This is a genomic window from Nodosilinea sp. FACHB-131, assembly GCF_014695395.1.
Lineage (GTDB): Bacteria > Cyanobacteriota > Cyanobacteriia > Phormidesmidales > Phormidesmidaceae > Nodosilinea.
This window is the reverse complement of sequence record NZ_JACJOF010000011.1, coordinates 72,508-86,578: the sequence shown is the minus strand read 5'-3', so window position 1 is coordinate 86,578 and position 14,071 is coordinate 72,508. Positions and strand designations below refer to the sequence as shown.

At 54.5% G+C, this 14,071-nt stretch carries 7 protein-coding genes; 4 read left to right on the top strand and 3 right to left on the bottom strand.

The window, feature by feature from the left end:
- The first annotated feature begins 264 nt into the window (after positions 1–264).
- Positions 265–3,336, top strand: a complete 3,072-nt coding sequence (locus H6F75_RS06950) for a YrzE family protein (RefSeq protein ID WP_190750546.1) — start codon at positions 265–267, stop codon at positions 3,334–3,336.
- A gap of 589 nt (positions 3,337–3,925) precedes the next feature.
- Here the strand turns inward: H6F75_RS06950 and H6F75_RS06945 are convergent.
- A complete protein-coding gene (locus H6F75_RS06945) occupies positions 3,926–5,215 on the bottom strand; it encodes a glucose-1-phosphate adenylyltransferase (protein WP_190750544.1) in 1,290 nt (429 codons plus the stop codon).
- Positions 5,216–5,621: 406 nt separating this feature from the next.
- On the opposite strand from H6F75_RS06945, the gene H6F75_RS06940 reads away from it, so the two are divergent.
- A complete protein-coding gene (locus H6F75_RS06940; protein ID WP_199303798.1) occupies positions 5,622–6,290 on the top strand; it encodes a hypothetical protein in 669 nt (222 codons plus the stop codon).
- A gap of 156 nt (positions 6,291–6,446) precedes the next feature.
- On the top strand, positions 6,447–6,836 hold the full coding sequence (locus H6F75_RS06935; protein ID WP_190750542.1) for a response regulator: 390 nt from the start codon (positions 6,447–6,449) through the stop codon (positions 6,834–6,836).
- Positions 6,837–7,282: 446 nt separating this feature from the next.
- Here the strand turns inward: H6F75_RS06935 and H6F75_RS28020 are convergent, their stop codons facing one another.
- Together H6F75_RS28020 and H6F75_RS06925 are read right to left on the bottom strand one after the other, a co-directional pair.
- Positions 7,283–11,392, bottom strand: coding sequence for a PAS domain S-box protein (locus tag H6F75_RS28020; RefSeq protein WP_190750540.1), 4,110 nt, complete (start codon positions 11,390–11,392; stop codon positions 7,283–7,285).
- A gap of 588 nt (positions 11,393–11,980) precedes the next feature.
- Positions 11,981–12,757 carry a phosphoadenylyl-sulfate reductase gene (locus H6F75_RS06925; protein WP_190750538.1) on the bottom strand — a complete coding sequence of 259 codons (777 nt, stop codon included), beginning with the start codon at positions 12,755–12,757 and terminating at the stop codon, positions 11,981–11,983.
- A 380-nt stretch (positions 12,758–13,137) separates the two neighbouring features.
- Between H6F75_RS06925 and puuE the strand changes: the two genes are divergently transcribed.
- Positions 13,138–14,046: an allantoinase PuuE gene (gene puuE / locus H6F75_RS06920; RefSeq protein ID WP_190750634.1), complete on the top strand. Its 909-nt coding sequence runs from the start codon at positions 13,138–13,140 to the stop codon at positions 14,044–14,046.
- Positions 14,047–14,071 lie beyond the last annotated feature (25 nt).

The following is a 14,071-nucleotide window of genomic DNA, read 5'->3' as shown; positions in this document are numbered from 1 at the left end:
TTGTCCTGAGGTATCTAGAGTTGCGACTCAGACTACTCAGATTCTTTCATTTTTTAAGTCTATTTTTTGTGTGTTTGAGTCTGGCCCCGCTCGATCGGTTTTATGTCCCGAAGAGCGAAGAGCGATCGCCCGAGCTGACTCACACATATAGCCTTCTAGTCTTTGGCAGACCAAACTGCATTCTCAGTATCTCCACTAACAGTTACTAGAAACGGGTAGACCAAGCGGCATCGAGACAGTTGCAATTTTCAAAGGAACAGTACCGTGATTGAGCACATTGGACTAAACATACTAAGCGGCCCTCTGGCACAGGTAGTATCTCCAGGAGTCACCACCCCTGAAGATGCTGCCCTTATTTTTTCGGGGCCTCAGTTTTTCATTGCCCTGCTTTCGGGCGTAATTTTGGCCTTCGGCTTTCATCTTCTGCTAACCAACCTGTCGGTCGCCGCTGGCCTCACCTACATCGGCCAGTCTTCATCGAGTAGTAGCAGCAGCAGCTCTGGTAGCGGTGACAAAAAAATTGCCACCAAAGTTGGTATTTGGACCGTGATCACGGTTAGTTTGGCCCTTTTTTGTGCCTGCTTTTTGGCCGTTAAGCTCAGCCTTTACAGCAGTGCGTTGCTAGGGGCTATTACCGGTTTGGTGGTGTGGGGCACCTACTTTTGCCTGCTGTTTTGGTTTAGCTCAACTACCGTTGGGTCGCTGATTGGATCAGTGGTCAAAACCGCAACCTCTAGTTTTCAATCCCTCTTAGGGGCAGCCACCGGGGCTGTGGGGGCCAAGATGGCCAGCAACCAGGTGATTGAGACCGCCGAAGCCACCGCCGCCGCTGTGCGCCGCGAACTCACCGCCGGCTGGAGCGGCAGCGATATCAAGGACACCCTGCGCGATTACGTTAGCTCCCTCACATCCCCAGCATTGGATATCGCAGGGTTAGAGGCTGAGTTTGAGCGCCTGATTCACGAGTCTGACCTAACATCGTTGGCCGATCGCGATACTCTATCCCAGCTCAACCGCGACAGCTTTGAGAAGCTGGTCAGCAGCCGTACCGATCTGTCGCGCAAAGAAGCTAGCCGCATCGCCGATCGCCTCTACAGCACCTGGAACAAAGCGCTGGGCAAGGCCTCTGGCAACGACAGCCTTGGTGAACTGGTCAACTACCTCAAGTCAGCCCGCCCAGAGGAACTGTTGGCCGACTCGCTGGGCAGCCGCCTAGACGAGTTTCTGGGCGAACTGCGCCAGCAGCGCAAGGGCAAAGAGGCCAAAACCAACCCGCTCAACCAGGGGTTGAGCACCCTGATGGGTGTGGTGATGGGTCGAGCCGACCTCTCTGACCTGGACGTGGAGAAGATCACCGAGCGCTTTAAGCAGCTCAAGAACGATGTCACCAGCCAAGCTGACACGCTCACTAGCCAGGTAAGCGGCAGCGATCGCTACAGCGTGGTCAGAGCTGACGTCGAAACCTACCTGCTCAACGCCTACCCGTGGCAGCTCAACACCCAGCGCATGCAGAAAGAGTTTTGGGATGTCATCTACGATCCCTTTGCTGACGCGGGTCTGATGCGCCAAGAGCTGATGAACCTAGATCAGTCATTCTTCGCCGAGCTTTTGGCCTCGCGAGGGCTGCTAACTAAGAGCGAAATTGCCGATGTTTCGCGCCAGCTCGAAGCTGTGCGGCTTCAAGCCCTAGGCGAAGTTTCTGAGCGCTACCGGATCGAAGCGGCCAAGGATGCACAGACTAAGGTTTATACTTTTCTGCGTCAAACCCCGCGCGAAGAGCTGCTGTCTGAAACGGGTAGCAGCGCCTTCAGCAGCCTGCTAGACGATCCCTACGCCGATGCTGACGACCTGCAAGAGCGGTTTGCCCCCTTCACCTATGAAGCTCTTACCCAGACCCTAAGCACCCGTGGCGATCTGAGCGAGGCAGAAATACAGGCTGTTGCCAGCCGTTTAGAAGGGGTGATGAACAACGTGCGGTCCGATGCCGCCGGGCTGCAATCCTCGGCCAAAGCTCGGGTTGAGAACCAGTGGATGGGGTTACAGCACTATCTGCAAAACACCAATAAAGCTGAGCTTAACCCTGAGGGCATCAAGGCCGACCTTGCTACGCTGCTCCACGAGCCCGATGCTGGTGTGCACCGCCTGCGCCAGCGCATGGCCCAGTTCGATCGCGACACCCTGGTGCAATTGCTCAACCAGCGTCAAGATCTCTCCGAAGCTGAGATCAACCGCACTCTCGATCAGGTTGAGTCGACCTGGTACAAGACGATTAACGCACCCGGCGCGCTGACGGCCCAGGCCAAGGCCAAGTACGATGAAGCCACCAGTGCGATCGAGCGCTATCTGCTCGAAACCGGCAAGCCCGAACTCAACCCCGAGGGCATTAAGCGCGACCTGGAGCTGTTGGTGAACAACCCTCAGGCGGGGATGGGGGCTATGCGCGATCGCCTATCGGCCATGGATCGCGACACCCTAGTGCAGCTACTCAGCCAGCGCGAGGACCTCAGCGAAGCAGAAGCCAATCGCATCATTGACGATGTGCTAGGTACCATTCGCGGTATTCTGCACATGCCTCAGCGGCTGGCTCGTCGGGCCCAGACCCAGGTTGTCTCCTTTGAAACCGCCCTGGAAGACTATCTGCGCAACACCAACAAAGCAGCGCTCAACCCCGACGACATCAAGCGCGATCTCAAGCTGCTGCTCAATGATCCTCGCCTGGGGGCCGAGCGTCTGCAAGCTCGCCTGTCAAGAATCGATCGTGACACCGTTGTGGCTCTGCTGGCCCAACGTCCCGACATGACCCAGGCCGAAGCCGAAGCGGCAGTCGATCAGGTGCTATCGGTGCGGAGCCAGTTCGTGGCCCAGATTCGCAATGTGCAGTCTCGCATTTCGTCGTTGGTAAACGGCATTCTGTCGCGGATTCGCACCTACCTCGACTCGCTGGGTCGCCCCGAGCTTGACTACTACGGCATTCGCCGCGACTTGCAGCAGCTCATGGATGACCCCCAGGCAGGCTTTGAGTCTCTCAAAGTGCGCCTCGGCCAGGTCGATCGCGGTACGCTAGTGGCGCTTATGAGTTCCCACGATGCGATTTCAGAAAGCGATGCTAACCGCATCATTGACCAGATCGAAGATGTTCGCAGCAGCGCTCTCAGCAAAGCCGAACAGCTCGAACACGCAGTCGAGAACCGCTTGAGCGAGATCAAGCACCAGGCCTACCAGCAGGTGGAAGACACCCGCAAAACCGCCGCTGCTGCCTCCTGGTGGATCTTTGCTACCGCTACGATCTCAGCCATCTGTGCTGCCGCCGCTGGTGGTCTGGCAGTCGTGAGCTAGATATAGAGCACCGACAGATAGGGGCGATCGCGTTAGTAGCGCGATCGCCCTTTTTGTTGCCCACCTCAATCCAAACCAGCCATTGATGAATTGCACAAGTCGAAGCGGACGTTTGAAAGGTTCTGTTTCCTGCGGCAAAAGTGAACATCTCCTTGAAAAGCGAGACTTTTACTGCCTTCTCAAAAAGCTGGTGAGGTATATGGGTCGTCCTCAAACCCTCAATATCCAAGCATTAGGCTTACCTCACACAGCAAGGCAGGGCTGTAGGCAGACTTGAGACGGCCTAATCATTGAAGCGATCGCAGCAGCAGCATTACTAAAGCAACTCAGAACATCAAACTTCAAGCCTATAGCCTTTTCTGTCATACCCAATTACAGTCATCACCAGCTGTGTTAGGAGACTCTGCATAACCTCTTGGGCGATGGGCTACACATCATGCACCGCCCTAGGTTTTGCCAGTGGTAGTGACTCTCTTAAGCGCGGCTATCAACGCTATGCATCAATACAGCTATACAACATGCCAAAAAAGAGGCCTTGGTCGCGACCAAGGCCTCTTTTTTGTGGTTTATACGTCTCAGTTAACCCAGCTTAAATAACCGTGTCGTCGGGGATAACAGCCCCCCGCAAAACGACAACAATGCCGCTGCGAATGTAAAAGCCCTCGTCTTCGCGCTCGGCTTCCTCAACGCGATCTTTATTGAGAATTTTCACGTTACAGCCGATGCGGGCATTCTTATCGACAATGGCATGACTGATGGTAGTGTTGGCACCAATACCGAGGGGAACCCTGGCTGTGTCACAACTACCGCGCCGCTCAAAATTGTCTTGGTAATAATCGGCTCCCATAATCAGGCTGTCCTCAATAGTGCAGCCCGACTCAATGCGAGAGCGAATGCCAATAATCGAATTGGTAATACGACATTCCTTAAGAATGCAGCCCTCGCTAATCATCGACTCGGCAATATCACACTTAAGGTGTTTAGTCGGTGGCAGATAGCGAGCGCGGGTATAGATAGGGGCCGCCTCATCGTAAAAGCTAAACAGCGGGTTAGGCTGCTTGACCAGAGCTAAATTGGCGTTAAAGAACGACTCGATTGTACCAATGTCTTCCCAATAGTCGTTAAAGAGATAGGCCTGCACATTGTGATCTTTAGCAGAATTTGGAATAATCTCTTTACCAAAATCAGGTGATTGAGGCTGCTTTTTAAGCAGATCGATCAATACATCTCGCTTAAACAAATAGATGCCCATGGAGGCAATATAGGGCTTTTCTTTAGCCCCTTCTGGGGAAAGGCCTAGGGTGGTAGTGTCGACCTGCATTTGCTTGAGAGCATCGCCCTTGGGCTTTTCGCTAAAGTTGATGATGCGGCCCGAATCGTCAATTTTCATCAGACCAAAGCTGGAGGCGTGAGCCTCGTCAACCGGCAGCACCGACAGGGTAATGTCAGCATTGGTGCGCCGATGATGCTCTACAAAATCGCTGTAGTCCATGCGGTACAGATGATCACCCGACAGGATCAAGTATTCATCTACATCCATGTCTTCAAAGCGCGGTAGGTACTGTCGCACGGCATCGGCAGTACCCTGAAACCAGTCTAAATTTTCGGGGGTTTGCTGGGCTGCTAATACTTCTACAAAGCCCTGCTGAAAGCCTGAAAAACTGTAGGCTCGGGAAATGTGGGCATTCAGTGAAGCCGAGTTGAACTGCGTAAGAACGTAGATTTTCGAGATACCTGAGTTGATACAGTTGCTAATAGGAATATCAATTAGCCTATGTTTGCCACCTAGGGGCACCGCCGGCTTGGCCCGGGTCTTGGTCAGGGGATAGAGACGGGTTCCAGCACCGCCGCCCAGCACAATACCTAATACTTTATTCACAACATCTCCTTAAATCACGCTCGATCGCCACGACAACTAACCGCCCAACTCACCCACCAAAGGGCGATCGCCGCTTGGCAGCTTTTCCCAGGGTGAAGTATTACCCCATTTGAGGCATACACCTAAGGGCAGAATTGCTGAGGGAAGTCGCTTGCTTTTTGTAAATAAAAAAGCTCAATAGTCCTTTTCTTATTTCTATATATGTCTATAAACGTTTTCTTAACACTACCGGTAGGGTTGCTGAGGTTATTTTTTTAAGCTATTCCAATACGGCCACACCGCATCTACCTCTTTAGGTGTTTTAGTTTGCGTCTCTGTGTAGATGGCCACATCCAGACAACGTCATAAATTAGGGACAAGATTTATCAACCCCTAGAGTTGTCCCACAGAGAGGTAAAGAGTTTCCATGTCCTACACCAATGAACCCGGCGCTTATAGAGAAGAGCCTGTTGCTTACGGCACCGCCCCGGGCCAGCGCATAGCAGACGCAGCGCCCGTTGCCGTTACCGGCTACCATGACCTGGTACGCTGGGGTCCAATTATTGCCGGTCTAGTTGTGGCGATCGCCACTCAGCTTGTGCTCACTGCCTTAGGTGCGGCCGTGGGCCTCACCAATATAGCTGGCTCAGATGCTGCCCAAAGTAACGCCGGCGACGTTGGTACTGCCGTAGGCATCTGGTCAATTATCAGCTTGCTGATTGCCTTGTTCTTAGGCGGCTACGTTACCTCTCGCGCCTGCGGCCCCATGAACCGCAAAACCGCTTTGCTCAACGGCGCTATTTTGTGGGCAACCACCCTGGCCGTTAGCGCCTGGCTGCTTTCGAGTGGCGTAGCTGGTGCTTTTGGTCTAGTAGCCCAGGGAGCCGACGCCGTCGTTAATCAGGTGCCCACCGATGCTCTGCCCAATGCTGCTGACCCCAACGTGAGTCAAGAGCAAGCCCAAAACATTGCTGGCAATGCTGCCAAGGTTGGTTGGTCATTTGCTCTAGGGTCTCTGCTGGGCCTAGTGGCTTCCCTTGCTGGTGCTGCTACAGGTGCTCGTAACCCCCGCACCTACGGCGCTGCTCCTCGTTAACGCCAACGGCTTTTTTGTCAACACAGCAGACAGTATAAAAGGTAGGCATAAGCCTACCTTTTTTATGACTTTGATCTGTGTCTCAAGTGCGAGGTAGGTAGAATAACTTATCCCTTAAACTAGCTATATTCACATAACCCTATTCAAACCTTTGCTGTGTGCACCCCTTCTGATTTTCGTATTCTAGTCGTCGACGACATAGAAGATAACTTGTTTTTGCTAAGAACTGTTTTAGAAACAGAAGGCTATGAAGTTGAGACCGCTGGCAATGGTGGCTCGGCCCTAGCCAAGGTTGAAAACGCTCCGCCAGATTTGATTTTGATGGATGTGATGATGCCAGATATGAATGGCTATGAAGTCACTAAAAAGATTCGGCAAAATCCTGCCCTGCCGCTAATGCCGATTTTAATTGTTACAGCCTACGACACCCTCCAGACCAATCAGGGGCTGGCGTTAGAACCCAACAATTTCATTCGCAAGCCGATTGAGTTTGACCAGTTGCTCACTAAGGTCGCGGCCTTGCTAGAGGCCAATCATCACCATTGAAGAGCTACCCAGGTAATAATGAGATTTGTGTTCTCCAGGCCCAGGACAGCACCAAAGCGCTAAGCCCGAGAGGGAACAGCAGATCAATATTAGCTTAAGCCTATCGGTAGGCCATCATCTTTACTTTGATGGACTGGAGAAGACCAAAGTGCAAAGTTTAGAGTTTTAGAAACACAGCGTACTTAAACCTTGCACTTTGGCCTTTTGCTTAACACAAAGTGGAGCTTTGCTAGGTATAGGTATGAATCAAAACTGCAACGTCTCTCGTAGAAGAAAATAATCGCTTACCCCTACCTACATTCATGCTGCAATTTAGCAACACCAAAACTGGATACTAACGCTTAAAACTAAACCTAGAGTTATGGCGACAAGTGCAGGGTTAAACCGCAATAAAAAGTTTTTTAATAACTAGGAATCAGCCATATTTTTGAGGGGGTTGGCTACATCTATTCAGCAGCTAGGGTAGCGATCGCCTCAATCAGTTCCGCTGGCTCAAAGGGTTTGCTGAGATGGCGCTGAAACCCCGCCGCGAGAGCCTGCCGCTGGTCCACATCACTGGCGTAGGCGGTTAGAGCGATAGCTTTGCACCGCTGCCCCCGACGGTTTAGCTCAGCCTGCATCTGTTGCATCAGCATGTAGCCATTCATCTGGGGCATGGCGATGTCGCTGACCAAGATATCTATTCCTAGATCGGGCAGCTGTTTCAGCGCCTCTTCAGCAGAGGCTACGGCGGTGACGGCGGCTCCGGCCTGCTTGAGCACAAACCCCAACAGCTCGCGGGCATCGGCTTCGTCTTCAACTACCAAAATGCGGATGCCGGCTAGTGTATTTGTCTGACTCAAAAAACTTGATGGGTAGGATGCATGGCTTGTGCCGTTCGACCCATTGCTTGGGCGGCGCTGAAGGGGCAGACGCACAGTAAACGTAGCGCCTTGGTTATCGCCGGGGCTGCCGGCGCTGATGGTGCCCCCGTGCAGCTCAACCAGCTGTCGGGCGATCGCCAAGCCCAGACCCAGCCCGCCAAACTGGCGTGTGGTCTTGCCGTCAGCCTGGCGAAAGCGCTCAAAAACGTAGGGTAGCACCTCTGGGGCAATGCCTTTGCCGGTGTCGGTCACCGTCAGCTCGGCCTGAGCTAGGTGACCGGCAGCGGGCAGCCCAGCCCGCTGGTTGACTGAGGCAATAGCTCTCAGCTGAATCTCAATGCGGCCACCCTCAGGGGTAAATTTCACCGCATTGGCTAGCAGGTTCCAAACCACCTGCTGGAGCCGCCCGGCATCGCCCATCACAGGAGCAACGGCGGGGTCAAACTGGGCGCGCATCTCAATGGCCTTGGCCTCTGCCGCCAGCCGCACGGTTTCCATAGCCGCTTCGACGGTGGCCTGAAGCTGCACTGGCGCTACCTCCAAACTGAGCTTGCCCTGCAAAATACGGGACATATCAAGCAGATCGGCAATTAGCTGGGTTTGCAGTTTAGCGTTGCGCTCAATGGTCTGTAGCCCTCGCATCAGCGTAGTAGCATCAGGCGATCGCTTTTGCAGCAGCTGCGACCAGCCCAAAATCGGGTTGAGGGGCGACCTCAGCTCGTGGGAGAGCACCGCCAAAAACTCGTCTTTGATGCGGCTAGCCGCCTCGGCCTCACTGCGCGCGGTTTGCTCCGCCTGATAGAGGCGGGCGTTATCGACTGCGATCGCCACTTGATGGGCGATGTTCTCGGCCAGAGCCAGGTCGTTGGCGGCATAGCGGCGGCCAGTTTCAGCCATCACAAAGGAAATCGCTCCCAGGGTTTGCCCCCGAGCAATTAGCGGGGCAATAATACAGGACTTTAGACCTAGCCCTTGCAGCAAACGCAGGTGCTCAGCATCGTGAGCCGCCCCCTCTAGCATGGCTGGCGGAATCTCCGCCACCAGTTGGGTTTGACCCGTGCGCAAAATTTTGGGCACTCCTTCTAACGCGACCAGTGACGGTGGGTATTGGCGATGCAGCTGCCAGCCCAGCTCGACCTTGGCGCGATCGCAGTGCGCCATCGCCACCCGCTCAATGCTTTGCCCCGATCCCTGGGCGGGGTGCAGCAGATCGATCGCACACCAGTCGGCAAAAAACGGCACCACCCGATCGGCAACCCGTTCCAGGGTGTCTGTATGGTTGAGCAGCGAGGCCAGCGTAGTACTAATATCCACCAGGAGCGCTGAACGAAACTGGCCAACTTCGGCATCGAGGCGGGCTGCCTGCTCGCGAATCAGCTGAGCCCGCTCAGCCTCAGCCAGTTTGCGGGCAGTAATGTTTGAGAACGAGGCTACCACGGCAAAGGGCGTGGGATCGTTGGGGTGAAACAGCGGCCGGGTATTGATCGAGATCCAGGTGAGAGTGCCATCGGGTTTACGCACTCCCATGATCACGTTAGACTGCGGCTCCCCGGTTTGCAGCGTGACCATGGCGGGGTGCTGATCGCCAGCAAAGGGAGAACCATCCTCATAGATACACGACCAGCGGGGGTCGAGAGAACTGCGCCCCATCATTTGTTCAGCGGTTAGGCCCAAAATCTCTTCAGCGCTAGCGTTGCAGGTAAAAATGCTGCCATCGGCATGCTGTAGCACAATGCCCTCGGCGACAGTCTCAATCACCGAGCGATAGCGTTCTTCAGAGGCATGGAGAGTAGCTGCAGATTGGTGCCGCTCGGTAATGTCGGTAATCGACGTAATCACATTGGTAATCTGGTCATTGGCATCGAATAACGGGGAAGCGTTAATGCAAAGAATTGCGCGGGTGCCATCGGCATGGGTAATTGCATATTCGATGCCGTGAATCGGTGCTTTAGCGCGCATCACCTGGGCAAACGGCAGGTCTTCGGGGACAAAGGGTTGCCCATCCACTGTTGTAATGGCCCAAGACAGGTCGTTATAGGCGCGATCGGCCAATTCACTGCGAGTCAGCCTAAAGATCTCTTCTGCGGTTGAATTTGCGGTAACTAGCTGGCCCTGGTCGTCAAAAATGATAATGCCGTTGGGCACCGTTTCAAAAATGCTGGATAGCCGAGCTTCGCTATCGCGCAGGGCATTTTCGACCTGCTTGCGTTCGGTAATGTCGTGCATAACGACTACGGCACCCCTGTTATTGCCGTCTCCCGTTGCGATCGCCTGTCCGCTCGCCAGCACCGTTCGAGCCTTGTCCCCCTTGGGCGCAATCACCATCTCAGCACCGACCACACGTTCGCCTTGCAGCGCCCGAAACAGCGGAATTGCCTCCTTAGCCAGGGGCGTTTTGCCATCGGGATGGTAGAGGTCATAGTGGTCGGCCCACTGGTCGGGGGGCAGCAGTTCTTTCGGCAGGCCGTGGAAGTCTCGCGCTGCCTGGTTGAACAGGCTTAAAATGCCTGCTTCATCGCAGGCCACAATGCCCGCCTGCACGTTTTCGAGCAGCACTCGCAGCAGCTCCTGCTCTTTTTCTAGGGCGACTTCGGCTTGTCGCCGTTCTTCAATCTCTAGCTGCAGTTGGTGATTGGTTTGAGAGAGCTCGGCAGTACGTTGGGCCACCAGGTGCTCAAGGTCTTGCTGCACCTGGAGCCGAGCAGCATCGGTGCGCTGACGGTCGAGTTCGGTGGCAATGCGCAGGGCAAAAATAGGCAGCAGCGCCTCAATCAGCTGCACGTTGCTCCAGGGTTTGCCATCCATCACTCCCAGCAGGCCCAGGGGATTGCCCTCGGGGTCAAAAAAGGGAATCGCCGCGTAGCTTTCAACCCCCAGGGGGTGCAATAGCGGCGCCTCCGGGAACTGAACCCTAACGCCGCTGGCATAACAGCACAATTCGCGTTTCAGCAACACCTGATGGCAGGGAGTATGGTGCAGCAAATATTCAAAGTTTTCGATAAGTTGCCCCTGGGCGCAGGCAGCAATGGTTTGAATGGCATCTTGCCTATCGCCTTTAATCAGGCCAATGTAACTATAGTCAACCCCTAGGGTCTGGGTCAGATGCAGCACCAGCGCCGGGAAAAAGGCATCCCCCGTTTGGGTAGCTACCCCCTGGGTGACCGCCAGCAGGGCCTGGTCGATCGCAGCCACCCGGTGGGCTGCCAAACGCAGGTCGAGTTCATCGATCACCATGGCGGCTAGATCCGACAACATCGCCTGCTGATCAAGGCCAAAATCGTCTCGTGGCTGAGTGTCAAGCACGCACAGAGTGCCTAAGATAAAGCCGTCTTGATTTCGTAGGGGAGCCCCGGCATAAAAGCGCAGCCCTGGCTCAGCCTGCACTAGGGGGTTATCGGCAAAGCGGCTATCGTGGCGCGCCTCAGGTACGACCAACACGTCTTCAGACAGCAGCGCATGGCTACAAAACGAACTATGTCGCTGAATTTCTTGCCCCTCAAACCCATAGCAAGATTTAAACCAAACCCGAGTTTCATCCACTAGGGAAACTAGGGCCATCGGCACATTAAATAATCGTGCTGCCAAAGCAGTGATGCGATCGAACCCAGCTTCGGGAGGAGTATCTAAAATTTCGTAACGCCGCAGGGCTTCTAACCGTCCCGCTTCGTCGTTGGGTAAAAGAGCTGAGGACATTGGGGGTTAAGGGCATGTACCAAGAAGGATAAGCTATGCCGTTGATGGGCGCTTTTGAGAATTTGGTTAGAAGTTACATCTCTGGTACAATCCCCCAAGCCTAGAAGAATTTAGACAAGAAGACATCACCCCTCGGGCAGACGTTAATCTTAACAATCTCAACACAGTACACATTTGGTTAAACCTACTTTTAGCTGCAATTGGCTAGCCATTGCGGTGCCCATGCCTAATGCTGCCATAGCTTTAACAACTGATCCCAAACTTTAAACAGGCTTAAAGCTATGCTTTTGAACTTAGCCATGCCTGCATCTTCTTTTGCTGGCTCACTCAAGCAGCAGACGCAAAAATTTTGCCTCACTTCTCCATAGAAGCGGGTTAATTTGGCTGATCGCCTCAACTTTTCACAGCTTACACTAAGGGCTAATCGCTTAATCAGCGGCAGTCAATACCGCAGAGTCTGGTGCTAATTCAGCGTTTAGAATCTCCTAGCGGGAGCGCTTTTCGCCCCAGCAACAGTGGCACACTTAAACAGAGAGGCGCTGTCAGGATACTGAGCGGGAGCCAAAGTGGCAGTGGGCGAGGGGGCGATTATAGCGAACTAGAGTCTAAGCTAGCCGCCTCCTCAGGCGACTGAGGCAGGTGCAGACCACATTCTTGCTTGAGCCCCTTAAACCGGGTGTCGCGCTCGTTGTCATCGGCCGCCGTGATGGGACGGCTAGAGTGCCAATCGCCCACGGTCACATAGCCCTGGTCAAACAGGGGGTGGTAAGGCAAGTCATGGGCCACGAGGTAGTCGTACACATCCTTAGAGGTCCACTTGAGAATGGGCAGCAGCTTGTAGCGCCCACCCTGCTGGCCCACCCGCCCCAGCGACTTGCGGTGATCAGTCTGGTCCGATCGCAGCCCGGTGAGCCAGGCAGTAGCGTTGAGGTCGCTTAAGGCCCGCTGCATGGGCTCTACCTTACGGATTTTGTCGTAGCGGTTGAGCGCCTCTATATCGTGCTGCTCCCAAAGGCGGCCATGCAGTGCTTCCATGCGGGCCGGGCTGAGCGGCGACTGGTAGACCTTGAGATTGAGGTCGAGACGGGTCGAGAGGTCTTCAGCAAAGCGGTAGGTTTCGGCCGGTAGGTAGCCGGTGTCAACCCAAACAACTGGAATCTGAGGCACTACCTGGGTCACCAGATGCAGCATCACCGCCGACTGAATGCCAAAGCTAGTACTGAGAACTAGACCATCACCAAAGGTATTGTGGCCCCACTGCACCAAACTGGTGGCGTCCGCCTCTCCCCACTCTCGATTGATGGCATCGAGGTCAAGAACGGGGGCAGCTTGCCTCTTGCTGGGCAAGAGTGCGACATCTGACATGGGTTTACTCCTTCCGTTCAACAAAGTCGTAGCTCCAGTGCCACAATTCTGTGGTGATTGTGCTGTCAGTCAGACCGCCAGCAGCGTTAATTGATATTTAAGAACACAAAGTTCATGCTACACCGTAGCTCAGTCCACTGTATTCTTCTCTGCCCGTAGCCATATTTCGACATTAGCCGATCTGTAGATCATAAACGAGCGTAGAAGGGACAATTCGTGACCTTAAACCGCTTTTTTACGGGAAACCGAATTTGGGGGATCCCTTTTGTGATGAATAAGATGTGAGTTTGTGCAGTGATTTGACTAGACCAAAACGTGATGTAACCCCTAAAATCCAGCCTAAATTGCGCTGCAGACTCCATTCCCCATCTCCTATGGCAATTACTCCTTCCTATCCCCGCGACCTGGTTGGCTACGGCCGCACTCCGCCCCACGCTCAGTGGCCCAGCAACGCCAGAATTGCAGTGCAGTTTGTGATCAATTACGAAGAAGGGAGTGAAAACTGCATTCTTCACGGCGATGCAACCTCGGAGGCGTTTCTATCAGAAAGCGTCGGGGCTGCACCGCTGCCCGGAGTGCGCAATATGAATATGGAGTCGATGTACGAGTACGGCAGTCGGGCTGGGTTTTGGCGGCTGCACCGGCTATTCACGGGTCGCGGCCTGCCGCTGACGGTGTATGCCGTGGCCATGGCCATGGCCCGCCACCCCGAAGCTGTCGCCGCCATGACCGAGGCCGACTGGGAGATCGCCAGCCACGGCTACCGCTGGATTGACTACCAGTACTTCGGCATTGAGGCCGAGCGCGAGCACATTCGGAAGGCGGTGGAGATTCACACGCAGGTGGCAGGTAGCCGCCCCCTGGGCTTTTACCAGGGCCGCAACAGCCCGAATACCCGCGCTTTGGTGGTTGAAGACGGCGGCTTTCTCTACGATGCCGATAGCTATGCCGACGACCTGCCCTACTGGAATATTGAGTACGGTAGGCCGCACCTGGTGATTCCCTATACCCTCGACAACAACGACATGCGCTTTGCCACCTACGCCGGGTTTAACTCGGGGGATCAGTTTTTTGCCTATCTGCGCGATGCCTTCGACACCCTCTATGCTGAAGGCGATGAGTGCCCCAAAATGATGAGCATTGGCTTGCACTGTCGTTTGGCGGGTAAACCGGGGCGCACAGCAGCGCTGGCGAGGTTCTTGGACTATGTGCAGGGGCGCGATCGCGTCTGGATCTGCCGCCGCGTCGACATCGCCCGCCACTGGCACGAGCACCACAAACCCGCCTAACCTGAAAGAGTTCACCTTGCCTAGC